The sequence below is a fragment of the Pseudomonas sp. LB3P58 genome (genome assembly GCF_054897895.1).
In genome coordinates, this window is sequence record NZ_JBUBVE010000001.1 from 123,902 (window position 1) to 149,731 (window position 25,830).

Sequence of the window (25,830 nt, forward strand, 5' to 3'; positions counted from 1 at the left end):
AACCCGGACTACTGTGGGAGCGAGCCTGCTCGCGATGAGGCCGGTGCAGGCAACCGCTAATGCCCAGCCTGCCACGGTTGCCCCAACGACACCGGCGCATACAACCGCGTACGCACCGCATCCCGCGACAACAGCACCAACACCACAATGGTCGCGACATACGGCAGCATCGCCAGCAGACTCGACGGAATCGCCAGCCCCAACCCCTGCGCCACCAAATGCAGGATGCTGGCGAGCCCGAACAGATACGCCCCCAGCAGCAACCGCCACACCCGCCAACTGGCAAACACCACCAGTGCGAGGGCAATCCAGCCCCGGCCGGCGCTCATGTTCTCCGCCCACATCGGCGTATAAGCCAGCGACAAGTAAGCCCCGGCCAACCCGGCCATCGCCCCGCCAAACAGCACCGCCAATGTGCGCACGCCCAACACCGGCAAGCCCATGGCACTGGCCGCATCCGGACTTTCTCCGACCGCCTGAATAATCAGCCCGACGCGACTTTTCACAATCACCCAGGCCACCAGCGCAAACAGCGCGAACGACACATACACCAGCAGATCCTGCGCAAACAGCATCCGTCCGATCAGCGGGATTTCACTCAAATAAGGAATCGCCACCGGTTCGAAACCCGCCAGCGGTTTACCGACCCACGCCGCGCCGACAAAGGTCGACAGGCCCACGCCGAAGATCGTCAGCGCCAACCCGGTGGCCACCTGATTGGCGTTGAACACCAGCGCCACCAGCGCAAACAGGGACGACAACAGCATCCCGGCAAGCATCGCCAGCAACACGCCGAGCCACAGGTTGCCGCTGTTCAGCGCGACGATAAAACCGATCACGGCACCAAACAGCATCATGCCTTCCTGGCCGAGGTTCAGAACGCCGCTCTTCTCGCAGATCAGTTCGCCCAGCGCCACCAACAGCAGCGGCGTGCCGCAACGGACCATGGCGTAGAAAATATTGCTCAGCAGATCGATATCCATCACAGCGCTCCTGCGTGTACGGCGGTGGCTTGTGCACGACGGGACCAGCGCAGGTTCAAGCGTGGTCGGTAGAGAATCAGCACGTCACTGGCCAGCAGGAAAAACAGCATCATTCCCTGGAACAATTGGGTGATTGCCTGGGGCAGATTCATGCTCATCTGCGCGCTCTCGCCGCCGATGTACAGCAACGCCATCAACAGGCTGGAAAACAGAATCCCGACGGGATTCAACCGCCCGAGAAACGCCACGGTGATTGCGGCATAGCCATAACCGGGCGAGACTTGAGGCACCAATTGGCCGATCGGCCCGGTGACTTCACACACCCCGGCCAGCCCCGCCAATCCTCCGCTGATCAATAGCGCCAGCCAGATCAGTCGCTTCTCGCGAAACCCGACGAACCCCGCTGCGCGCTTGTCCAGCCCGAGCACTTTGATCTGGAACCCGATAAAGCTTTTCTGCAGCAACACCCACACAGCCACCAATGCGAGCAAGGCGAAATACACGCCTGCGTGAACCCGACCGTCCTCCATTAACAAAGGCAAACGACTGGCCTCACCGAACATCGCCGACTCGGGAAAGTTGAACCCGGCCGGATCCTTCAGCGGCCCATGCACGCAGAACAACAACAGGTTCAGGGCGATGTAATTGAGCATGATGCTGGTGAGGATTTCGTTGGCGTTGAATCGCGTACGCAACCACGCCGTCAGCCCGGCCCACGCGGCACCGGCCAGGGTGCCGACAAGCAGGATCAACACCAGTGCCCAGCGACTCTCCATGCCGATAATGTTCACAGCGAGCGCACTGCCGGCCAGCGCGCCAAGCAGCAACTGACCTTCGGCGCCGATATTCCAGATTCGCGCTTGGTACGCCACCGCCAGCCCCAACGCGCAGAGCAGAATCGGCAGCGCTTTGACCAGCAGTTCGGAGACGCCATACAGGTCGCTGACCGGGGCGATCAGCAAGGTGTGCAAAGTCAGCAATGGGTCATGCCCCAGCGCAATAAACAGCAGCGAGCCACAGGCCAATGTGAGGGCCGCCGCCAGCAACGGCGAGCACCACAACATCAGTTGCGATTGCTGGCCACGGGGTTCGAGAGAAAGCAGCATGTGAAACTCCGTTAAACCATTGCACGTAATTGAGGAGCGTCGAACTGGCCGGCCATCCAGCCGCCGACATTGATCAGGCGGGTGTCGACCGTGGGCTTGAGCGGTGACAATCGACCACCGCACAAGGCGCCGAGGCGGTCGCTGATCTGGAACAGTTCGTCGAGGTCTTCGGAGATCACCAGAATCGCCGCGCCGGCGTCGCGCAAGGCAATCAGCGCCCGGTGAATGGTCGCGGCAGCGCCGACGTCCACGCCCCAGGTCGGGTGCGCGGCCACCAGAAGTTTCGGTTGCTGCAGGATTTCCCGGCCGAGGATGAATTTCTGCAAGTTGCCGCCGGACAGGCTGCGGGCCGGTGTCTGGGTGTCGGGCGTCTTCACCCCGAAGCGACGGATGATTTCTTCGGCCAGCGCTTCGACCTTGCCGCGCTGGATCAGTCCGTTGCTGACCAGCCCTTGTTGAAAGGCGGTGAGCAGGGCGTTGTCCGCCAGGCTCAAGTCCGGCACTGCGCCGTGACCCAGACGTTCAGCGGGGACGAAGGCCAGGCCCAGTTTGCGCCGTGCATCCGGCCGCAAATGCGCCACCGGTTGCCCGGCGAAACTGATCGTTGCGCCGTCGTTGCGGCTGAGCGGTTCTTCGCCGCTGAGCAGGGCCAGCAACTCATCCTGACCATTGCCCGCGACACCGGCGATGCCGACGATTTCACCGCTGCGCACTTCAAGCTCAATGTCATTCAGCGAGCATCCGAACGGGTCCGGGTTGTGCCAGGACAATCCGCTCACACTCAAGAAGACATCACTGCCGATCACCTTCGGATAATCGGTAATCAACTCTGCCGCTTCACCCACCATCAACTGCGCCAGTTGCCGATCCGAACACTCGACCGGCACGCAATGCCCGGCCACCCGACCGCCGCGCAACACCGTGGCGCTGTGACATAACGCGCGAACTTCACCGAGTTTGTGGCTGATAAACAGAATGCTGCATCCCTCGGCCGCCAGTCGGCGCAAGGTGACGAACAATTCGTCGGCCTCCTGTGGAGTCAGCACCGAGGTCGGCTCATCGAGAATCAGCAGGCGGATGTCCTGCATCAGGCATCGAATGATTTCCACCCGCTGGCGTTCGCCGATCGACAGGCTGTGGACAAGTCGCTCCGGCTCCAGCGCCATGCCGTAGCGCCGGGAGACTTCACGAATCTTTGGCTCAAGCTGTTTCGGTGTACCAGCCGCCGCGCCCATCGCCAAGGCAATGTTCTGCGCCACGCTCAGCGTCTCGAACAGCGAGAAATGCTGGAACACCATGCCGATCCCGAGGCTACGAGCCTGAGCCGGGTTGCGCAGAGTCACGCGTTGCCCTTGCCAGTTCATCTCACCCGAGTCCGCGTGGGTGACGCCGTAGATGATCTTCATCAGCGTACTTTTACCCGCGCCGTTTTCGCCAAGCAGGGCATGGATTTCGCCAGGGGCTATGCTCAAGTCGATAGCATCGTTGGCCAGGCAACCGGGGTAGCGCTTGCTGATTCTGCGCAGTTGCAGACGAGGTGTTGGATCGGGGATCGGCACGGGGTTAGGCATGACAGGCTCGGGTCGATTGAAGTGATGCCGGTGGACACAGCAATTTCCTGGCCATTGAGTCAGAAAAAATCAAATGCGTTACAGATAAAGGCTTTGAGGACGGCGCCTTGCCCTATGTCGATCCCGAACCAGGCACCACTTGAGGGCAGCGCCGTTGATCAGGCTCCGGTTTTGCTCAGGGTGTTTGGTCAAAAAACGAGCAACTGGCGGCAAGCCATACCGGACATGGGGCGGCGACAGCCATGAACGGGTTATCCACAGATTGCTCCACAGTATTTGTGCGCAAGCCCGACGCTCGGGCATAAGCACTGTGCGGCTTTCTTCTAAAGGTGATAAACCGCTCTAACTGATTGTTTTTACGTGGATTTAGCTTTTTTGATGGTGGATTGGACGAAAAGTGAGCAAAGCCCGCAAAGCCGCATGACAGAAGGGTTACAGCCGGGTGTGCTCAGGTTATCCACAGCCGGGTGCACAGTAGATGTGGGCAAATGCACCGGTTCGACGAAAGGGCTGTGAACGTTGTTGGTGCGATTAGTGCTGCAACAAAATGCGTCCGCGGCTCAAGCCCGCCAGCTGCGTTTGCAGGGTATCGATCTGGCTTTCGCTGATCGCCAGTTGCAGTTCTACGCCGTTGGCCGTGAACGTTTCTTCCACAACCAATCCACCCAGTTCCGCCACCCGAAGCTTCACCAGCGGCAACTCTGCAAAAGCACAGGCGCAACTCACCGGCACCCGACTGATCAACTCAACCTTCGCCGCCGCTTGCAGGCACTTGTTGGCGCCGCCGCCATACGCCCGGGCGAGGCCACCGGTGCCGAGTTGAATGCCGCCATACCAACGAATTACCAGCACCGCGACTTGATCGCAATCCTGCGCGTCGATTGCCGCCAGAATCGGCCGGCCAGCGGTGCCGCCGGGCTCGCCATCGTCAGTGCTGCGGTATTGGTCGCCAAGTTTCCAGGCCCAGCAATTGTGCGAGGCATTCAGATCGCTGTGCTGTTCGATGAACGCCTGGGCTTCAACAGGGCTGCTGATTGGCGCGGCGAAAGTGATGAAGCGGCTTTTGCGAATCTCTTCGCGGTACTCGCAAAAACCGCTGAGGGTAAAAGGCATAAGTGTCTTAGATCGTTGGCGTCAGGCCGCAGCCCTTGAGAATGATGCGGATCAGGTTGTTGCCGGCGTCTTCCATGTCCTGCTTGGTGAGCTTGGTACGCCCGCTGACACGGCAGATCTGTGTGGCGAAATCCGCGTAATGCTGAGTGCTGCCCCACAACAGGAAGATCAGGTTCACCGGGTCGACCGGGTCCATTTTGCCGGCGTCGATCCACGCTTGGAACACGCCCGCCCGGCCCTGGAACCAGGCGCGATAATCCTGGTTGAAGTATTCGGTCAGGCATTCGCCGCCGCTGATCACTTCCATCGCGAAGATCCGCGAGGCTTGCGGCTGACGGCGGGAGAATTCCATCTTGGCGCGGATGTAACGCGTCAGCGCTTCGGCCGGATCATCATCAAAGGTCAGGGTGTTGAAGGTGCTGTCCCACAACTGGAGGATGTTGCTCAGCACCGCCACGTACAAACCGAGTTTGTTGGTGAAGTAGTAATGCAGGTTCGCCTTGGGCAACCCGGCATTCAGGGCGATGGTGTTCATGCTGGTGCCTTTGAACCCGTGACGAGCGAACTCGTCTTCGGCGGCTTTGATGATGGTCTCTTCGTTCTTCTGACGAATGCGGCTGGCAGGTTTGCCGCCGTGAGCGGGGACTTCAAAGGTCATAGGCACTTCCGAGCAAGTGAGTGGGTGCAACCAGTGCGTTGATAGCGCACCCACCGGCATCAGACAAGTCCTGACGCGATAAAACCTAGCGTGTCGCCGCCAGGCTCTCCAGAAAACTCTCCAGCACCAAATGCGGGCGACGGCCCTTGCGTGTGACCGATGCAAGGCTCAGGTCATAAAAACGCACCTTTGGTTTCAGCGCACGTAATCGGCCTTGCTGCACCCAGAGGCTGGCGTAGTGGTCTGGCAGGTAGCCGATGTAGCGTCCGGTGAGGATCAGGAACGCCATGCCTTCCCGATCCGAGGCACTGGCCGTGCAATTGAGTGCCTGGTAATGCGCCTGGATTTCCGCGGGCAAACGGAAGGTCGGCGCGATGGCGTCCTGGCTATTGAGGCGCTCGTCATCCAGTTGTTTATCGTCGACATAAAACAACGGATGACCAACCGCGCAATACAGTAGCGAGCGTTCGCTATAGAGCGGCTGATATTCCAGCCCCGACAGCGCGCTGGCCTGCGGCACCACGCCGACATGCAATCGACCGTCGAGCACGCCTTGTTCGACTTCATTGGGCGCGATCATACGGATCTGAATCTGCACGTCCGGCCCGCGTTCCTTCAATTGCGCCAAGGCGTGGGTGATGCGCATGTGGGGCAGGGTGACCAGGTTGTCGGTCAGGCCGATGGTCAATTCGCCGCGCAGATGTTGGTGCAGGCCGTTGACCTCGGTGCGGAAACTTTCCAGCGCACTTAATAGCTGCAAGGCCGATTGGTAAACCTCGCGACCTTCCTCGGTCAGGGAAAATCCAGCGCGACCCCGTTGGCATAAACGCAAACCGAGGCGCTGTTCCAGATCGCTCATTTGCTGGCTGATGGCCGAGCGACCGATCCCCAGCACCGACTCCGCTGCCGAGAAGCCGCCGCACTCCACCACACTGCGAAAAATCCGAAGCAGGCGGATATCAAAGTCACTGACTTGCGCCAGCGGATCGGGGCGACGGCTGCTCATAGTTTAGTGATGACCTGACTGAACGTTAGAAGAGTTGGATTTCACCGACTTTATCCCCGTGGCAATTTAGCTGCAAGAACGCTTTTGATCTCTATGCCGCTTATTGCCCTGCGAGGTTTTGCCCATGAACTTGCCTGAAAACAACCCGACTTCCCTGGCCAGCCAGCTCAAGCTCGATGCTCACTGGATGCCCTACACCGCCAACCGCAATTTCCAGCGCGATCCGCGACTGATCGTGGCGGCAGAAGGCAGTTGGCTGATCGATGACAAGGGCCGCAAGGTTTACGACTCGCTGTCCGGTCTGTGGACCTGCGGCGCCGGGCATACCCGCAAGGAAATTCAGGAAGCAGTCGCCAAGCAATTGGGCACCCTCGATTACTCGCCAGGCTTCCAATACGGCCATCCGCTGTCGTTCCAGCTGGCTGAGAAAATCACCGACCTGACCCCGGGCAATCTGAATCATGTGTTTTTCACTGACTCGGGCTCCGAGTGCGCTGACACGGCGGTGAAGATGGTGCGTGCTTACTGGCGTCTGAAAGGCCAGGCGACCAAGACCAAGATGATCGGTCGTGCACGTGGCTATCACGGCGTGAACATCGCCGGTACCAGCCTCGGCGGCGTGAACGGCAACCGCAAAATGTTCGGTCAGGCGATGATGGACGTCGATCACCTGCCGCACACGCTGCTGGCGAGCAATGCCTACTCCCGTGGCATGCCGGAGTTGGGTGGTATTGCTTTGGCCGACGAGCTGCTGAAGTTGATCGAGCTGCACGATGCGTCGAACATCGCCGCCGTATTCGTCGAGCCACTGGCCGGATCCGCTGGCGTGCTTGTTCCGCCGCAGGGCTACCTCAAGCGTCTGCGCGAAATCTGCGATCAGCACAACATCCTGCTGGTGTTCGACGAAGTGATCACCGGTTTCGGCCGTACCGGCAAAATGTTCGGTGCCGATACCTTTGGCGTCACCCCGGACCTGATGTGCATCGCCAAGCAAGTCACTAACGGCGCGATCCCAATGGGCGCGGTGATTGCCAGCTCCGAGATCTACCAGACTTTCATGAACCAGGCGACGCCGGAGTACGCGGTGGAATTCCCGCACGGCTACACCTATTCCGCGCACCCGGTGGCTTGCGCTGCTGGCCTGGCAGCACTCGATCTGCTGCAAAAGGAAAACCTGGTGCAGAGCGTGGCCGAAGTCGCGCCGCATTTTGAAAATGCGTTGCACGGTCTGAAGGGCTCGAAAAACATCATCGATATTCGTAACTACGGCTTGGCCGGTGCGATCCAGATCGCGCCGCGTGACGGCGACGCCATCGTGCGTCCGTTCGAAGCGGGCATGGCGTTGTGGAAAGCCGGGTTCTACGTGCGCTTCGGCGGCGACACCCTGCAATTCGGCCCAACCTTCAACAGCAAGCCGCAAGACCTTGATCGTCTGTTCGACGCGGTCGGCGAAGTGCTGAACAAGATCGACTGATTCTTCCCTCTATTCCCTCTAATAGAAAGAAAGGCGCCCTTTGAAGGGCGCCTGTGGACAACTTTTCAGGAGTGCTGCATGAGCCTTATCCCGCATTTGATCAATGGCGAACTGGTGACCGAAGAAGGTCGCACGGCCGATGTGTTCAACCCGTCTACCGGCCAGGCGATCCACAAGCTGCCGTTGGCCAGCCGCGAAACCATTCAAAAAGCCATCGACTCGGCCAAGGCTGCGTTCCCGGCTTGGCGTAACACTCCGCCGGCCAAGCGTGCGCAGGTGATGTTCCGCTTCAAGCAATTGCTGGAGCAGAACGAAGCGCGTATCGCTCAACTGATCAGCGAAGAACACGGCAAGACGCTGGAAGATGCTGCTGGTGAACTGAAGCGCGGTATCGAGAACGTTGAGTTCGCTTGTGCTGCACCGGAAATCCTCAAGGGTGAATACAGCCGTAACGTCGGCCCGAACATTGATGCCTGGTCGGACTTCCAGCCGTTGGGCGTGGTGGCCGGTATTACGCCGTTCAACTTCCCGGCCATGGTGCCGCTGTGGATGTATCCGCTGGCGATCGTCTGCGGCAACTGCTTTATCCTCAAACCCTCTGAACGTGATCCAAGCTCCACGTTGTTGATCGCTCAATTGCTGGTGGAAGCCGGTCTGCCTAAAGGTGTGCTGAGTGTGGTGCACGGCGACAAGGCTGCGGTGGATGCGCTGATCGAAGCGCCAGAAGTCAAAGCGTTGAGCTTTGTTGGTTCGACGCCGATTGCCGAGTACATCTACGCCGAAGGCACCAAGCGCGGCAAACGCGTTCAGGCACTGGGTGGCGCGAAGAACCATGCGGTGCTGATGCCGGATGCGGATCTGGATAACGCGGTCAGCGCATTGATGGGCGCGGCTTATGGTTCTTGCGGTGAACGTTGCATGGCGATCTCGGTGGCTGTGTGCGTCGGTGACCAGGTGGCGGATGCGCTGGTGGCCAAACTGGTACCGCAGATCAAGGCGCTGAAAATCGGTGCCGGTACTTCATGCGGTCTGGACATGGGGCCGCTGGTTTCCGGTCAGGCTCGCGATAAAGTCAGTGGCTATATAGAAGACGGTGTTTCTACTGGTGCGACCTTGGTGGTGGATGGTCGTGGTCTGAGCGTGGCCGGTCATGAGGAAGGTTTCTTCCTGGGTGGCTGCCTGTTCGACAACGTCACGCCGGAGATGCGTATCTATAAAGAAGAGATCTTCGGACCGGTGCTGTGCGTTGTCCGGGTTAACAGCCTGGAAGAGGCGATGCAGCTGATCAACGATCACGAGTATGGCAACGGTACCTGCATCTTTACCCGTGATGGGGAAGCGGCGCGTTTGTTCTGCGACGAGATCGAAGTCGGTATGGTCGGCGTCAACGTACCGCTGCCGGTACCGGTGGCTTATCACAGCTTTGGCGGCTGGAAGCGCTCGTTGTTCGGCGACTTGCATGCGTATGGTCCGGATGGCGTGCGTTTCTACACCCGTCGCAAGGCGATTACCCAGCGCTGGCCTCAACGGGCGAGCCATGAAGCTTCGCAGTTCGCATTCCCTAGCTTGTAAGTAGAAGGGAAGAAGGCCGGCCCCTTGGGGCCGGCCTTTGCGTTTAGGGGCTGTTTTTATCTATATGACAGAATTATGAAGATAGGTGTTGACGGCAGATTCTGGAAGTCTATAATTCGCCCCACTTCCGGCGCAGTCGAAACGGAAAACTCCTTGGTAAACAATGAGTTACGCAGTTTTCGACAGCGAGTTGCTTCAGGTTATCGAAGCCCAGAAGGAGTCGGTCAGGCAGGGTGGTTTAGCTTGATTGACGATTCGATCTTCTCGGTCGAAAGCGGTGTAAAAGAGGTGTTGACAGCAGCGAGTAACGCTGTAGAATTCGCCTCCCGCTAACGAGAGATCGAAAGCGCAAGTGGTTGAAGTTGCAAAGGAAACTTTGAAAACTTCGGAAAATAACCGCTTGACAGCAACAGAGGCTGCTGTAGAATGCGCGCCTCGGTTGAGACGAAAGATCTTAACCAACCGCTCTTTAACAACTGAATCAAGCAATTCGTGTGGGTGCTTGTGGAGTCAGACTGATAGTCAACAAGATTATCAGCATCACAAGTTACTCCGCGAGAAATCAAAGATGTAACCAACGATTGCTGAGCCAAGTTTAGGGTTTCTTAAAAACCCAAAGATGTTTGAACTGAAGAGTTTGATCATGGCTCAGATTGAACGCTGGCGGCAGGCCTAACACATGCAAGTCGAGCGGCAGCACGGGTACTTGTACCTGGTGGCGAGCGGCGGACGGGTGAGTAATGCCTAGGAATCTGCCTGGTAGTGGGGGATAACGCTCGGAAACGGACGCTAATACCGCATACGTCCTACGGGAGAAAGCAGGGGACCTTCGGGCCTTGCGCTATCAGATGAGCCTAGGTCGGATTAGCTAGTTGGTGAGGTAATGGCTCACCAAGGCGACGATCCGTAACTGGTCTGAGAGGATGATCAGTCACACTGGAACTGAGACACGGTCCAGACTCCTACGGGAGGCAGCAGTGGGGAATATTGGACAATGGGCGAAAGCCTGATCCAGCCATGCCGCGTGTGTGAAGAAGGTCTTCGGATTGTAAAGCACTTTAAGTTGGGAGGAAGGGCATTAACCTAATACGTTGGTGTCTTGACGTTACCGACAGAATAAGCACCGGCTAACTCTGTGCCAGCAGCCGCGGTAATACAGAGGGTGCAAGCGTTAATCGGAATTACTGGGCGTAAAGCGCGCGTAGGTGGTTTGTTAAGTTGGATGTGAAATCCCCGGGCTCAACCTGGGAACTGCATTCAAAACTGACAAGCTAGAGTATGGTAGAGGGTGGTGGAATTTCCTGTGTAGCGGTGAAATGCGTAGATATAGGAAGGAACACCAGTGGCGAAGGCGACCACCTGGACTGATACTGACACTGAGGTGCGAAAGCGTGGGGAGCAAACAGGATTAGATACCCTGGTAGTCCACGCCGTAAACGATGTCAACTAGCCGTTGGGAGCCTTGAGCTCTTAGTGGCGCAGCTAACGCATTAAGTTGACCGCCTGGGGAGTACGGCCGCAAGGTTAAAACTCAAATGAATTGACGGGGGCCCGCACAAGCGGTGGAGCATGTGGTTTAATTCGAAGCAACGCGAAGAACCTTACCAGGCCTTGACATCCAATGAACTTTCCAGAGATGGATTGGTGCCTTCGGGAGCATTGAGACAGGTGCTGCATGGCTGTCGTCAGCTCGTGTCGTGAGATGTTGGGTTAAGTCCCGTAACGAGCGCAACCCTTGTCCTTAGTTACCAGCACGTAATGGTGGGCACTCTAAGGAGACTGCCGGTGACAAACCGGAGGAAGGTGGGGATGACGTCAAGTCATCATGGCCCTTACGGCCTGGGCTACACACGTGCTACAATGGTCGGTACAGAGGGTTGCCAAGCCGCGAGGTGGAGCTAATCCCAGAAAACCGATCGTAGTCCGGATCGCAGTCTGCAACTCGACTGCGTGAAGTCGGAATCGCTAGTAATCGCGAATCAGAATGTCGCGGTGAATACGTTCCCGGGCCTTGTACACACCGCCCGTCACACCATGGGAGTGGGTTGCACCAGAAGTAGCTAGTCTAACCTTCGGGAGGACGGTTACCACGGTGTGATTCATGACTGGGGTGAAGTCGTAACAAGGTAGCCGTAGGGGAACCTGCGGCTGGATCACCTCCTTAATCGACGACATCAGCTGCTCCATAAGCTCCCACACGAATTGCTTGATTCATTGAAGAAGACGATAAGAAGCAGCCCTAACAGGTTGTAGCTTAGTTGGTTGGAACGCACCCCATGCTCTGTGGTAAAGAGCAGGGTGAGGTCGGCCTTAAAGCTCGAAATTGGGTCTGTAGCTCAGTTGGTTAGAGCGCACCCCTGATAAGGGTGAGGTCGGCAGTTCGAATCTGCCCAGACCCACCAATTTTGTGTGGGAACCTGTAGAAATACGGGGCCATAGCTCAGCTGGGAGAGCGCCTGCCTTGCACGCAGGAGGTCAACGGTTCGATCCCGTTTGGCTCCACCACTACTGCTTCTGTATTGTAAAGCTTAGAAATGAGCATTCCATCGTAGGATGGTGAATGTTGATTTCTGATCTTTAAGATTAGATCGTTCTTTAAAAATTTGGGTATGTGATAGAAAGATAGACTGAACGTTACTTTCACTGGTAACGGATCAGGCTAAGGTAAAATTTGTGAGTTGCTCTTTATGAGCAAGAATCGAATTTTCGGCGAATGTCGTCTTCACAGTATAACCAGATTGCTTGGGGTTATATGGTCAAGTGAAGAAGCGCATACGGTGGATGCCTTGGCAGTCAGAGGCGATGAAAGACGTGGTAGCCTGCGAAAAGCTTCGGGGAGTCGGCAAACAGACTTTGATCCGGAGATGTCTGAATGGGGGAACCCAGCCATCATAAGATGGTTATCTTAAGCTGAATACATAGGCTTAAGAGGCGAACCAGGGGAACTGAAACATCTAAGTACCCTGAGGAAAAGAAATCAACCGAGATTCCCTTAGTAGTGGCGAGCGAACGGGGACTAGCCCTTAAGTGGCTTTGAGATTAGCGGAACGCTCTGGAAAGTGCGGCCATAGTGGGTGATAGCCCTGTACGCGAAAATCTCTTAGTCATGAAATCGAGTAGGACGGAGCACGAGAAACTTTGTCTGAATATGGGGGGACCATCCTCCAAGGCTAAATACTACTGACTGACCGATAGTGAACTAGTACCGTGAGGGAAAGGCGAAAAGAACCCCGGAGAGGGGAGTGAAATAGATCCTGAAACCGTATGCGTACAAGCAGTGGGAGCCCACTTTGTTGGGTGACTGCGTACCTTTTGTATAATGGGTCAGCGACTTATTTTCAGTGGCGAGCTTAACCGAATAGGGGAGGCGTAGCGAAAGCGAGTCTTAATAGGGCGTCTAGTCGCTGGGAATAGACCCGAAACCGGGCGATCTATCCATGGGCAGGTTGAAGGTTGGGTAACACTAACTGGAGGACCGAACCGACTACCGTTGAAAAGTTAGCGGATGACCTGTGGATCGGAGTGAAAGGCTAATCAAGCTCGGAGATAGCTGGTTCTCCTCGAAAGCTATTTAGGTAGCGCCTCATGTATCACTGTAGGGGGTAGAGCACTGTTTCGGCTAGGGGGTCATCCCGACTTACCAAACCGATGCAAACTCCGAATACCTACAAGTGCCGAGCATGGGAGACACACGGCGGGTGCTAACGTCCGTCGTGAAAAGGGAAACAACCCAGACCGTCAGCTAAGGTCCCAAAGTTATGGTTAAGTGGGAAACGATGTGGGAAGGCTTAGACAGCTAGGAGGTTGGCTTAGAAGCAGCCACCCTTTAAAGAAAGCGTAATAGCTCACTAGTCGAGTCGGCCTGCGCGGAAGATGTAACGGGGCTCAAACCATACACCGAAGCTACGGGTATCACTTAGGTGATGCGGTAGAGGAGCGTTCTGTAAGCCTGTGAAGGTGAGTTGAGAAGCTTGCTGGAGGTATCAGAAGTGCGAATGCTGACATGAGTAACGACAATGGGTGTGAAAAACACCCACGCCGAAAGACCAAGGTTTCCTGCGCAACGTTAATCGACGCAGGGTTAGTCGGTCCCTAAGGCGAGGCTGAAAAGCGTAGTCGATGGAAAACAGGTTAATATTCCTGTACTTCTGGTTATTGCGATGGAGGGACGGAGAAGGCTAGGCCAGCTTGGCGTTGGTTGTCCAAGTTTAAGGTGGTAGGCTGGAATCTTAGGTAAATCCGGGATTCTAAGGCCGAGAGCTGATGACGAGTTACCCTTTGGGTGACGAAGTGGTTGATGCCATGCTTCCAAGAAAAGCTTCTAAGCTTCAGGTAACCAGGAACCGTACCCCAAACCGACACAGGTGGTTGGGTAGAGAATACCAAGGCGCTTGAGAGAACTCGGGTGAAGGAACTAGGCAAAATGGCACCGTAACTTCGGGAGAAGGTGCGCCGGTGAGGGTGAAGCATTTACTGCGTAAGCCCATGCCGGTCGAAGATACCAGGCCGCTGCGACTGTTTATTAAAAACACAGCACTCTGCAAACACGAAAGTGGACGTATAGGGTGTGACGCCTGCCCGGTGCCGGAAGGTTAATTGATGGGGTTAGCTAACGCGAAGCTCTTGATCGAAGCCCCGGTAAACGGCGGCCGTAACTATAACGGTCCTAAGGTAGCGAAATTCCTTGTCGGGTAAGTTCCGACCTGCACGAATGGCGTAACGATGGCGGCGCTGTCTCCACCCGAGACTCAGTGAAATTGAAATCGCTGTGAAGATGCAGTGTATCCGCGGCTAGACGGAAAGACCCCGTGAACCTTTACTATAGCTTTGCACTGGACTTTGAATTTGCTTGTGTAGGATAGGTGGGAGGCTTTGAAGCGTGGACGCCAGTTCGCGTGGAGCCAACCTTGAAATACCACCCTGGCAACTTTGAGGTTCTAACTCAGGTCCGTTATCCGGATCGAGGACAGTGTATGGTGGGTAGTTTGACTGGGGCGGTCTCCTCCTAAAGAGTAACGGAGGAGTACGAAGGTGCGCTCAGACCGGTCGGAAATCGGTCGTAGAGTATAAAGGCAAAAGCGCGCTTGACTGCGAGACAGACACGTCGAGCAGGTACGAAAGTAGGTCTTAGTGATCCGGTGGTTCTGTATGGAAGGGCCATCGCTCAACGGATAAAAGGTACTCCGGGGATAACAGGCTGATACCGCCCAAGAGTTCATATCGACGGCGGTGTTTGGCACCTCGATGTCGGCTCATCACATCCTGGGGCTGAAGCCGGTCCCAAGGGTATGGCTGTTCGCCATTTAAAGTGGTACGCGAGCTGGGTTTAGAACGTCGTGAGACAGTTCGGTCCCTATCTGCCGTGGACGTTTGAGATTTGAGAGGGGCTGCTCCTAGTACGAGAGGACCGGAGTGGACGAACCTCTGGTGTTCCGGTTGTCACGCCAGTGGCATTGCCGGGTAGCTATGTTCGGAATAGATAACCGCTGAAAGCATCTAAGCGGGAAACTAGCCTCAAGATGAGATCTCACTGGGACCTTGAGTCCCCTGAAGGGCCGTCGAAGACTACGACGTTGATAGGTTGGGTGTGTAAGCGCTGTGAGGCGTTGAGCTAACCAATACTAATTGCCCGTGAGGCTTGACCATATAACACCCAAGCAATTTGCTGACCTGAAGAGGCACCAGATTGCGGTGTGTGAAGACGAAACGAACCGAAAGTTCGAGATACTCACCAAACACCAAACTATCGCATACCCATTCGCTGGAGCGTAATCCGCAAGGAGAACGACCTGGCTACCGAATTTCTTGACGACCATAGAGCATTGGAACCACCTGATCCCATCCCGAACTCAGCAGTGAAACGATGCATCGCCGATGGTAGTGTGGGGTTTCCCCATGTGAGAGTAGGTCATCGTCAAGATTAAATTCCGAAACCCCTATCTGCGTATGCAGGTAGGGGTTTTGTTTTGTCCGCAGGAAAGTTCTCACAGCAATACCGGACGGCTCCCGGCTGTCACAGTCTCCCGACAATGCTAAGGTTCGGCCCTAGCTTTTGTATTTTCCCAAGGAAGCCTTTATGCCGGACGCGACGTCCCTCAGTGCTGGTTTTATGGTGGTTCACGGCAACCGCCTGGACGAGTTGCGCAGCCTGGTGGTCAGCTGGATGCGGCGTTACCCGCTGGCTCCCTTGGAAAATGAAATTGCCCTGGTACAGAGCAACGGCATCGCCCAATGGCTGAAGCTGGCACTGGCAGAAGACCCTGAAGACGATGACATGGGCGGCTGCGGAATCGCAGCAGCCATCGATGTGCAGTTACCGGGTAGCTTCATGTGGCAGCTCTATCGCATGGTGCTTGGACGTGACGAAATCCCGGTCAAATCCCTGCTCGATAAAGCTCCCTTGACCTGGCGTCTGATGCGTCTGCTTCCGCAGTTGATCAACCAACCGCACTTCGAACCCCTGCAGCGCTTCCTTACGAATGACACAGACTTACGTAAACGCTATCAATTGGCGGAACGACTGGCGGATCTGTTCGACCAATATCAGGTGTACAGGGCCGACTGGCTTGAAGACTGGGCAGAAGGTCGCCATCAATTACGAAATGGCAGAGGTGAAACCAAACCTCTGACCCCGGCTAACTGCTGGCAGGCAGAGTTGTGGCGTGCGCTGTTGCTGGATGTGGGTGAACAAGGCATGGCGCAAAGCCGAGCCGGCGTCCATCAACGGTTTATCGAACGCATCAACAGCCTCGACGTAGCTCCCAGCGGATTGCCTTCGCGGGTGATCGTTTTCGGGATTTCCTCACTGCCCGCTCAAGCCCTGGAAGCACTGGCGGGGCTGGCCCGCTTCAGCCAGGTTCTGCTCTGCGTACACAACCCGTGTCGTCACCATTGGGCAGACATCGTCGCCGATAAAGACCTGTTGCGGCATCAATACAAGCGTCAGGCTCGCAAGAGCGGAATGCCGGTTGTGCTCGACCCGCAAACCCTTCACCAGCACGCCCATCCACTGCTGGCGGCGTGGGGCAAACAGGGGCGGGACTATATCAATTTGCTCGACAGCTACGACGATCCCAACAGCTACCGCTCGGCATTCCGCGATGGCCGTATCGACCTGTTCAGCGATAGCCAGCCACAGAATATGCTCAATCAATTGCAGGACGACATTCTTGAATTGCGTCCCTTGAACGAGACTCGCGAGCGCTGGCCAGCTGTCGATCCGGCAAAGGACGAGTCGATCCGTTTTCACATTGCCCATAGTGCCCAGCGTGAAGTGGAGATCCTCCACGACCAGTTGCTCGCACGCTTCAGTGCTGATCCGGATTTAAGGCCTCGCGATGTGATCGTGATGGTCCCGGACATCGACAGCTACGCACCGCATATTCGTGCGGTATTTGCTCAGCTTGAACGCCACGATCCGCGTTTCATTCCCTTCACGCTCGCCGATCAAGGCCAGCGTGGTCGTGACCCGTTGCTGATTGCTATCGAACATTTGCTCAAGCTGCCCGACAGCCGTTTCCCCGTGAGCGAGATCCTCGATCTGCTGGATGTTCCTGCACTACGTGCTCGCTTCGGTGTAGAGGATCGTGATCTGCCGACCCTGCACCGTTGGATCGAAGGCGCAGGCATCCGTTGGGGCATGAATGCCGAGCAGCGCGCAGGTCTTGGTCTGCCGCAGGAGCTGGAACAAAACAGTTGGCGTTTCGGCCTGCGACGGATGCTGCTCGGTTATGCCGTGGGCAGTGCCAGTGCTTGCGAGGGTATCGAACCCTACGACGAAATCGGTGGTCTGGATGCCGCGCTCATTGGTCCTTTGGTCGCGCTGCTGGATGCATTGGAAATTGCCCACCAGGAACTCTCTCAACCTGCTGCTCCCAAACAATGGGGCTTTCGATTGCACGCACTGGTTCAGTTGTTTTTCCTGGCCAGTAACGAGCATGACGACTACGTGTTGGCCCAACTCGAAGAGCTGCGTGAAACCTGGCTTGAGACGTGCGAGTCAGTTGGCTTGCATGATGAACTGCCGTTGACCGTGGTCCGTGAAGCCTGGCTCGCCGGCCTCGACCAAGGCCGCCTGTCCCAGCGTTTTCTGGCCGGTGCGGTTAACTTCTGCACCTTGATGCCCATGCGCGCGATCCCGTTCAAACTGGTCTGTCTGCTGGGCATGAATGACGGGGACTACCCGCGTGCACAGCCGCCACTGGACTTCGACCTCATGGGCAGTGATTACCGCCCTGGCGATCGCTCCCGACGTGAAGATGACCGCTATCTGCTGTTGGAAGCCCTGTTGTCGGCACGTGACCAACTCTATATCAGCTGGGTCGGTCGCAGCATTCGCGATAACAGTGAACGCCCAGCGTCGGTACTGATTGGCCAATTGCGAGATCATCTGGCCAGCGGTTGGCGACTGCATGAGGTCGACGAAGATCTGCTTGAGGCCATCACTCAGGAACATCCACTGCAACCGTTCAGCTCCCGCTACTTCCATGAAGGCGATGATTTGTTCAGCTACGCGAATGAATGGCAGGTGCTGCATCAAACCAGTGAGCCGTCGACTGATGTTGAGGTACTTGATCCCTACGTTCAGGAGGAGCCGCTGAGTCTCGGTCAACTGCAGGACTTTCTGCGTAATCCTGTGCGACATTTCTTCAGTCAGCGACTGAAGGTGTACTTCGAAGCGGCTGAAGTGCCCTTGGCTGATGAAGAGCCATTTGTACTCGACGCGTTGCAACGTTACAGCCTCAGCGACAGCTTGCTCGAAGCGGCGCTGGGACATCTGGAGAGCACCGACCAGGTACTGGAAGCACAGGCAAAACGCCTTCAAAACAGTGGGCTTCTGCCCATGGCCGGGTTCGGCGAATGCCTTCAGCGAGAGTTGATCGAACCGTTGCCGGATCTGTTGCAGCGTTATCAGCAGCTTTTGGCGTTATGGCCATCGCCGCTCACCAACGCTCTGCCAGTGAATCTGGAGTTGCAGGGTCTGCGTCTGGAGGGGTGGCTCGGCGGCCTGCATCAACGTGCGGACGGTGGTTTGCTATCGGTCACGACAATCCCCAACAGCATCGGCTCGATCAAGTCGCGCAAATGGCATCGACTGACACGGCCATGGGTCAATCATCTGGTTGCCTGCGCCAGTGGTATGGCGATGACCACCGCGTTGGTGGCCAGCGACGACAGTCTGCTGCTCGGTCCGATGGCGGAGGATGCAGCGTTGCGGATTCTGGGCGACCTGTTGATGGCTTGGCAAACCGGCATGCGCCAGCCACTGCCGATTGCGGTGAAGACCGGCTTCGCATGGCTTGGTCAAACTGATCCGCTCAAAGCCCAAGCCGCCGCCCGCAAGGCCTATGAAGGCGATGGCCTGACCACCGACGGCGAGCGTCGCGAAAGCCCGGCACTCGCACGGCAGTTCGCCGACTTCGACACGCTTGTCGCAGACGAAACGTTCCCGGATTGGTGCAACGCGTTGTACCGGCCGTTGCTTGAAGCGCCTTGGCGTTCATTGAACAGCGAGGAGGCGCGCTGATGAGCACGAAACCTCTGGCCTTGGCATTTCCCCTGCGCGGCAGCCAATTGATCGAAGCGAGCGCCGGGACCGGCAAGACCTTCACCATTTCCGCGCTGTATCTGCGCCTGGTCCTTGGCCACGGCGCAGAGTCGAGCGGCTTCGGACGTGAACTGTTGCCGCCGCAAATCCTCGTTGTGACGTTCACCGATGCTGCGACCAAAGAATTGCGCGAACGTATCCGCACGCGTCTTGCTGAAGCTGCACGGTTTTTCCGTGATGAAACACCGGCGCCCGATAGCCTAATCGCGGAGCTTCGTGAGGAGTACCTTCCCGAGCAGTGGTCCGGGTGCGCGAACCGCCTGGACATCGCCGCGCAGTGGATGGACGAGGCAGCAGTTTCAACTATCCACAGTTGGTGTCAGCGCATGTTGCGCGAGCACGCGTTCGACAGTGGCAGCCTGTTTACGCAAACCCTGGAAACCGATCACAGCGATTTGCTGGGCGAAGTCCTGCGCGATTACTGGCGCCTGTTTTGCTACCCGATGCAAGGCGATGCGCTGAACTGGGTGCGCGGAAATTGGGGCGGTCCAGCGGCTTTACTGCCGCGAGTACGTGGTTTGTTCACCAGTGAGCGAGACAGTGTTGAAGGTAAAGAGCCTGCCGAGCTGATCACGGAGTGTCTGCAAGAGCGACGGGATGCGTTGCTCGAGCTCAAGATGCCCTGGCGCCAGTGGGCGGACGAATTGCTTGCCATCTGTCACCAGGGTGTTGCGAGCAAGAGTGTCGACGGGCGCAAGATGCAGGCGCGCTATTTCGAGCCCTGGTTCGAAAAGATCAGGGCCTGGGCTGAAGACGAATCCCTTGAGCAACTGGATATCGGCACCGGATTCACGCGCCTGACACCCGAGGGTATGGCTGAAGCCTGGAAAGGCGAAGTACCCAGTCATCCTGGGCTGGATGCCATGCCCGGCCTCAAGGCCAGTCTCGATGGATTGCCGACACCTGATGCCGCCGTGCTGCAACACGCCGCCCAGTGGGTCGGTGCACGGTTCGAGGAAGAAAAGCGTCGCCGCGCGGAGATGGGCTTCGATGACATGCTGTTGCGTCTTGATGCAGCGTTGCAATCCGATGGCGGTGAGCGGCTGGCAACCTTGATCCGCGAGCAATTTCCGGTGGCGCTGATCGATGAGTTCCAGGACACCGACCCAGTGCAGTACCGGATCTTCGAGAGCATCTATCGCATCGAAGACAACAATCCCGAATGCGGTCTGTTCCTGATCGGCGACCCCAAGCAAGCGATCTACGCATTCCGCGGTGCCGACATCTACACCTACTTGCGCGCCCGCCAAGCCACCGCTGGCCGACTGCACACCCTGGGTACGAATTTCCGTTCCAGCCATGGCATGGTCAATGCCGTGAACCATGTATTCGAGCGTGCCGAGTCTCGCGAGACCGGGCGAGGCGCGTTCCTGTTTCGTGAAAAGAACGGTGAGAACCCGGTACCGTTCCTGCCCGTCGAATCCCAAGGGCGCAAAGAAATTCTGCACATTGACGGCCAGGTCGTGCCAGCCCTGAACATTTGGCACCTGTCTGCCGATCAGCCGCTGTCCGGCGCGGTGTACCGACAACAACTCGCCGCTGCCTGCGCCAGTGAAATCACCGCTTTGCTCAACGGCGGGCAACAAGGTCGCGCGGGTTTCATACAGGACGGAAAGGACTTCAGAGGGCTGCTGCCAGCGGATATCGCGATCCTGGTCCGCGACGGTAAAGAAGCCCAGGCTGTGCGTGGCGAACTCTCCGCACGTGGCGTGCGCAGCGTCTATCTGTCGGACAAGGACTCGGTGTTCGCCGCCCAAGAGGCCCACGATCTGCTGACCTGGCTCAAGGCTTGTGCCGAGCCGGATGTCGAGCGCCCGCTGCGAGCCGCGTTGGCCTGTATCACGCTGAACCTGTCACTGGCTGAACTGGAACGCCTCAATCAGGACGAACTGGCCTGGGAAGCGCGGGTCATGCAGTTCCGCCATTATCGCGAGCTCTGGCGCAAGCAGGGCGTGTTGCCCATGCTGCGGCGATTGCTGCATGACTTCCAGCTGCCTCAGACATTAATCACGCGCAGTGACGGCGAGCGGGTGCTGACCAATTTGCTGCACCTGTCCGAATTGCTGCAACAGGCGGCCGCCGAACTCGATGGTGAACAAGCGCTGATCCGTCATTTGTCCGAGCATCTGGCGTTGTCCGGTCAGGCCGGCGAAGAGCAGATCCTGCGTCTGGAGAGTGACGAACAACTGGTCAAAGTCGTGACCATTCACAAGTCCAAGGGGCTTGAGTACCCCTTGGTGTTCCTGCCGTTCATTTGCTCGGCGAAACCGGTGGATGGCAGCCGTCTGCCATTGCATTACCACGACGCCACGCGCAAGGCCCAAGTGACCTTGAAGCCGACGGCCGAGTTGATTGTTCAGGCGGATGATGAGCGTCTTGCCGAAGATTTGCGCTTGCTTTACGTGGCCCTGACCCGGGCGCAACACGCCTGCTGGCTCGGAGTGACTGATCTCAAACGCGGCAATAACAACAGCTCGGTGCTGCACCTGTCGGCATTGGGTTATCTGCTGGGCGGCGGAGCACCATTGGCCGAGTCGGCAGGTTTGAAGCGTTGGCTGGAAGACCTGCAGCAGGACTGTCCTGCGCTGAACTACGGTGAAATGCCTGAAGCGACCGTCGAGCACTACCATCCGCCGCACAACGATGCGACGTTGCTTGCTCCGCTGATACCCAAACGCAAGGCCAGCGAAAACTGGTGGATTGCTTCCTACAGTGCCCTGCGCATTGGCGACAGCATGAGCGTGGGCACTGATGAAGCGCCGGAGAGCCCGCAAGCGCAAAAGCTATTCGACGACGAACGCCTCGATCCGCAAGCACCACGAGAAGTGGTGGCCGGTGGTGCTGATATCCATCGATTCCCTCGTGGGCCGAACCCCGGCACCTTTCTCCATGGTTTGCTCGAATGGGCTGGTGATGAGGGTTTTGTCGCCACGCCGCAAACGGTGGAAGATGCCATTGCCCGTCGCTGCAACCGCCGTGGCTGGGAGGGCTGGATCACCGCCCTGAGCGACTGGCTGCAGCATCTGCTTACGTCCCCGCTGCATATCGGCGGCGGGCAGGCCCCCGTGGTATTCGAGCGGCTCACCCAATACCGGGTCGAGATGGAGTTCTGGTTCGCCAGTCATAAGGTCGATGTGCTCAAGCTCGATGAACTGGTGCGTCAATACACCCACAACGGCGTGGCCCGGGTGGCTGCCGAGCCGGTGCTGCTCAATGGCATGTTCAAAGGCTTCATCGACCTGACGTTCGAGCACGACGGCCGCTACTACGTCGCCGACTACAAATCCAACTGGCTGGGCGTCGATGACGCGGCCTATACCGAGCAGGCCATGGAGCAGTCGATTCTCGACAACCGTTACGACCTGCAATACGTGCTGTATCTGTTGGCCCTGCATCGCCAGCTCAAGGCGCGACTTGCCGATTACGATTACGACCGGCATGTCGGTGGTGCGCTGTACCTGTTCCTGCGCGGTACGCGCGCGTCCAGCCAGGGCGTGTATTTCGCCCGTCCTCCAAGAGAGCTGATCGAACGTCTGGACCGGCTGTTCCAGGGCAAGCCAGAACCCAAGGCCGAACCCGCCTGGGAACAGGGAGTTTTGTTATGAGTCGCACTTTCGCTGATTTGCTGCCCACTTCGTTGACAGCCGAAAGCCTGGCGGATCTGGCGCCGTTGAGTCGCGCCGATGACTTGCTGCTGTTGCTGACGCGCTGGGTTGAGCGCGGCTGGCTGCGAGCGCTGGACAAAGCCTTCGTCGCTTTTCTTCATGAGCTCGCTCCCGGCGATGATCCACTGGTGCTGTTGGCCGCCGCGTTGGCCAGTCATCAACTGGGCCACGGTCATGTGTGCCTGGATTTATTCGAAACGCTAAAGGAACCGGACTTCGCACTGTCGCTGCCACCGGAAGGCGATCCGCAAAATGGTGCGATGTTGTTGCCGTCGCAACTGCTTGAGGCGCTGGACGGTGCCCATTGGTGCAAAGTCCTGGCCTCCAGCAGTCTGGTCGCTTTGGCGGTCGACGGCCGCGAGGCGGCGCAGCATCGGCCATTGGTGTTATCGGGCAAACGCCTGTACTTGCGTCGCTACTGGGCTTACGAACGGCGTATCGACACCTCGCTGCGTCAACGCCTGGTCGAACACGAAACCACGCCGGATGATTTGTCCCAACGCCTCACCAGCTTGTTCGGCCCAGCCAAGCCCGGTGAAGTGATTGACTGGCAAAAGCTCGCCTGTGCCCTCGCCACCCGCAGCGCATTCAGCATCGTTACCGGTGGCCCGGGGACCGGCAAGACGACGACGGTCGTGCGTTTGCTGGCGTTGCTCCAGGCGCCGGCGGTGGAGGCGGGCAAACCGCTGCGCATCCGTCTCGCTGCACCCACCGGCAAGGCTGCAGCCCGACTGACGGAGTCCATCAGTCAGCAGGTCAGAACCCTGGAAGTCGATGAAACCGTACGAGTGAAGATCCCGTCAGACGTCACCACCGTGCACCGTCTGCTCGGCAGTCGTCCCGGTACTCGACACTTCCGTCACCACGCCGGTAATCGCTTGCCGCTGGATGTCTTGGTGGTGGACGAAGCCTCGATGATCGATCTGGAAATGATGGCCAACCTGCTCGATGCGTTGCCGGCCCATGCCCGTCTGGTGCTGCTCGGTGACAAGGACCAACTGGCATCGGTGGAGGCCGGCGCCGTTCTGGGTGACCTGTGCCGCGACGCCGAGGCCGGTTGGTACAGCCCACAGACTCGCCTGTGGCTGCAAGCGGTCAGTGGTGAAAGCCTGGATGCCAGCGGTTTGCAGGAAGACACCCAAGGGACTCATCCCCTGGCCCAGCAAGTTGTGATGCTGCGACATTCACGCCGGTTCGGCGAGGGCAGCGGCATCGGCCAACTGGCTCGCTGGGTCAACCAGCAGCAACCCGAGGAAGCCCGCAAGTTGTTGGCGGCTCGAAGCCATGACGACGTGTTTTCCCTGTCCCTCAAGGGGGAGCAGGACCGGGCGCTGGAGCGCTTGCTGCTTGAGGGGCATGGCGATGGACCGCAGGGTTATCGCCATTACCTGAGTCTCTTGCGCAGCCTGCGACCACCGCTCGACAGCACGCTTGATGATCCCTGCTGGACCGATTGGGCCCGGCAGGTGTTGCAAGCCTTCGACGCCTTCCAATTGTTGTGCGCCGTACGCAAAGGGCCGTGGGGCGTGGAGGGGTTGAATCAACGCGTGACCGCCGCGCTGCTCAAGGCTCGGCTGATCGACAGCGACCAGCAGTGGTACGAAGGTCGGCCAGTGCTGATGACCCGCAACGACTATGGTCTGGGATTGATGAACGGCGACATCGGCATTGCCCTCAAGCTGCCGGAGCGCGAGGGGCCAGAGGTTGGGAAGCAGGTACTGCGTGTGGCGTTCCCGCGTAATGATGGTCAGGGCGGCGTACGGTTTGTACTGCCGAGCCGGCTCAATGATGTCGAAACCGTGTACGCGATGACGGTGCACAAATCCCAGGGCTCGGAATTTGCTCATACGGCGTTGATTTTGCCGGATGCCCTGAACCCTGTACTCACCAAGGAATTGATCTATACCGGAATTACCCGGGCGAAAAACTGGTTCACCCTGATCGAGCCGCGTCCCGGCGTATTCGAAGAGGCGGTGCGGCGCAAGGTCAAGCGTTTGAGCGGGTTGATGCTGGAATTGGGCACCGACTAATCAGCGAACAGCATCTCCCGACTTTCACCCATCAACAGCCCCTGATTCTGCTCGGTGACCGCGCGGATGTAATCCCACAACAGGGTGATCCGCTTGAGCTTGCGCAGGTCTTCGCGGCAGTACATCCAGAACTGTCGAGTGATGTTGATCTCCTCCGGCAACACCGGCAGTAACCGCGGATCCTGGGCCGCCAGGAAGCACGGCAGAATCGCCAGCGACCGCCCTTGCTGCGCGGCCACGAATTGCGCGATCACGCTGGTGCTGCGCAGGTTGGCACTGGCGCCGGGCAACACATTTGCCAGATACAACAGCTCCGAGCTGAACGCCAGATCGTCGACGTAACTAATGAATGAATGTTTACCCAAGTCAGCCGGGCGGCGGATCGGTGGGTGCTTGTCGAGATAATCCTGCGTCGCGTAGAGCTGTAATTTGTAGTCGCAGAGTTTGCAGCAGACGTATGGACCATGCTCCGGGCGCTCCAACGCGATGACGATGTCTGCCTCGCGCTTGGACAGGCTGATGAAATGCGGCAGCGGCAGGATGTCTACGGAGATTGCCGGGTAGGCGTCGACGAAATGGCTCAGCTGCGGGGTGATGAAAAAGCTGCCGAAGCCTTCGGTGCAGCCCATGCGCACATGCCCCGACAAGGCCACGCCAGAACCTGACACCTGTTCGCAGGCCATGTGCAGCGTGCTTTCAATCGACTCGGCGTAACCGAGCAGCCGCTGGCCTTCGGCGGTCAGGACAAAACCGCTGGTCCGGGATTTCTCGAACAGCAAAGTGCCCAACGCCGCCTCCAGCGAACTGATGCGCCGCGACACGGTGGTGTAGTCGACCGCCAGGCGCTTGGCTGCGGTGCTGGCCTTGCGGGTGCGGGCGACTTCAAGGAAAAACTTGAGGTCATCCCAGTTCAACGAGCCTAGAGACGTGATGTTTTTTTGCATGATGGACCGGCTTTTATGTGCGTTCTTATTAGAAGTTTGCACATCTATACTCCAAAAACAGTCCGACAACCAATTCGCGACACACGCCTCATCTCAAGGCG

Annotated in this window: 12 protein-coding genes, 2 tRNA genes and 3 rRNA genes; 10 read left to right on the forward strand and 7 right to left on the reverse strand. The window is 57.8% G+C overall.

Features of this window, described 5'->3' with window-relative positions; translation table 11 throughout:
- Positions 1-56: 56 nt before the first annotated feature.
- From ACYZTZ_RS00550 to ACYZTZ_RS00575, 6 genes are all read right to left on the reverse strand, one after another.
- Positions 57-983, reverse strand: coding sequence for an ABC transporter permease (locus tag ACYZTZ_RS00550; RefSeq protein ID WP_461996902.1), 927 nt, complete (start codon positions 981-983; stop codon positions 57-59).
- Positions 983-2,089, reverse strand: coding sequence for an ABC transporter permease (locus ACYZTZ_RS00555; RefSeq protein ID WP_461996903.1), 1,107 nt, complete (start codon positions 2,087-2,089; stop codon positions 983-985). Before ACYZTZ_RS00555 ends, ACYZTZ_RS00550 begins: the two co-directional genes overlap by 1 nt.
- Positions 2,090-2,100: 11 nt before the next feature.
- Positions 2,101-3,660, reverse strand: coding sequence for an ABC transporter ATP-binding protein (locus ACYZTZ_RS00560; RefSeq protein WP_461996904.1), 1,560 nt, complete (start codon positions 3,658-3,660; stop codon positions 2,101-2,103).
- 531 nt (positions 3,661-4,191) lie between these two features.
- A complete protein-coding gene (locus ACYZTZ_RS00565) occupies positions 4,192-4,773 on the reverse strand; it encodes an IMPACT family protein (RefSeq protein ID WP_461996905.1) in 582 nt (193 codons plus the stop codon).
- A 7-nt stretch (positions 4,774-4,780) separates the two neighbouring features.
- Entirely contained in the window at positions 4,781-5,431 is a 651-nt protein-coding gene (locus tag ACYZTZ_RS00570; RefSeq protein ID WP_056746120.1) for a TetR/AcrR family transcriptional regulator, read from the reverse strand.
- Between the two features lie 85 nt (positions 5,432-5,516).
- Positions 5,517-6,437, reverse strand: a complete 921-nt coding sequence (locus ACYZTZ_RS00575; protein ID WP_046044702.1) for a LysR family transcriptional regulator — start codon at positions 6,435-6,437, stop codon at positions 5,517-5,519.
- Positions 6,438-6,561: 124 nt separating this feature from the next.
- Here ACYZTZ_RS00575 and aptA point away from each other — a divergent pair, with 124 nt between their 5' ends.
- The 10 genes from aptA to recD all read left to right on the forward strand — a co-directional run bounded on the left by aptA (position 6,562) and on the right by recD (position 24,785).
- Positions 6,562-7,911, forward strand: a complete 1,350-nt coding sequence (gene aptA, locus ACYZTZ_RS00580) for an omega-aminotransferase AptA (protein ID WP_046044701.1) — start codon at positions 6,562-6,564, stop codon at positions 7,909-7,911.
- Positions 7,912-7,989: 78 nt separating this feature from the next.
- Positions 7,990-9,483, forward strand: a complete 1,494-nt coding sequence (locus ACYZTZ_RS00585; RefSeq protein ID WP_461996906.1) for a CoA-acylating methylmalonate-semialdehyde dehydrogenase — start codon at positions 7,990-7,992, stop codon at positions 9,481-9,483.
- A gap of 625 nt (positions 9,484-10,108) precedes the next feature.
- Positions 10,109-11,647 (forward strand): 16S ribosomal RNA (locus ACYZTZ_RS00590).
- Between the two features lie 161 nt (positions 11,648-11,808).
- A tRNA-Ile gene (locus tag ACYZTZ_RS00595) sits at positions 11,809-11,885 on the forward strand.
- Positions 11,886-11,912: 27 nt separating this feature from the next.
- Positions 11,913-11,988, forward strand: a tRNA-Ala gene (locus tag ACYZTZ_RS00600).
- A gap of 249 nt (positions 11,989-12,237) precedes the next feature.
- Positions 12,238-15,129, forward strand: a 23S ribosomal RNA gene (locus tag ACYZTZ_RS00605).
- 158 nt (positions 15,130-15,287) lie between these two features.
- Positions 15,288-15,403 (forward strand): 5S ribosomal RNA (gene rrf / locus ACYZTZ_RS00610).
- The 16S, 23S and 5S rRNA genes sit together here with 2 tRNA genes alongside, the layout of an rRNA operon.
- Positions 15,404-15,559: 156 nt before the next feature.
- A complete protein-coding gene (gene recC / locus ACYZTZ_RS00615; RefSeq protein ID WP_461996907.1) occupies positions 15,560-19,009 on the forward strand; it encodes an exodeoxyribonuclease V subunit gamma in 3,450 nt (1,149 codons plus the stop codon).
- Positions 19,009-22,695, forward strand: coding sequence for an exodeoxyribonuclease V subunit beta (gene recB, locus ACYZTZ_RS00620; RefSeq protein WP_461996908.1), 3,687 nt, complete (start codon positions 19,009-19,011; stop codon positions 22,693-22,695). Before recC ends, recB begins: the two co-directional genes overlap by 1 nt.
- Positions 22,692-24,785 (forward strand): exodeoxyribonuclease V subunit alpha, encoded by a 2,094-nt coding sequence (gene recD, locus ACYZTZ_RS00625; RefSeq protein WP_461996909.1) that lies wholly within the window; start codon positions 22,692-22,694, stop codon positions 24,783-24,785. The genes recB and recD overlap by 4 nt, the downstream gene beginning before the upstream one ends.
- Here recD and ACYZTZ_RS00630 read toward each other — a convergent pair.
- Positions 24,782-25,729: a LysR family transcriptional regulator gene (locus tag ACYZTZ_RS00630; protein ID WP_109627838.1), complete on the reverse strand. Its 948-nt coding sequence runs from the start codon at positions 25,727-25,729 to the stop codon at positions 24,782-24,784. The two genes, recD and ACYZTZ_RS00630, sit on opposite strands and share 4 nt — an antisense overlap.
- Between the last annotated feature and the right edge of the window lie 101 nt (positions 25,730-25,830).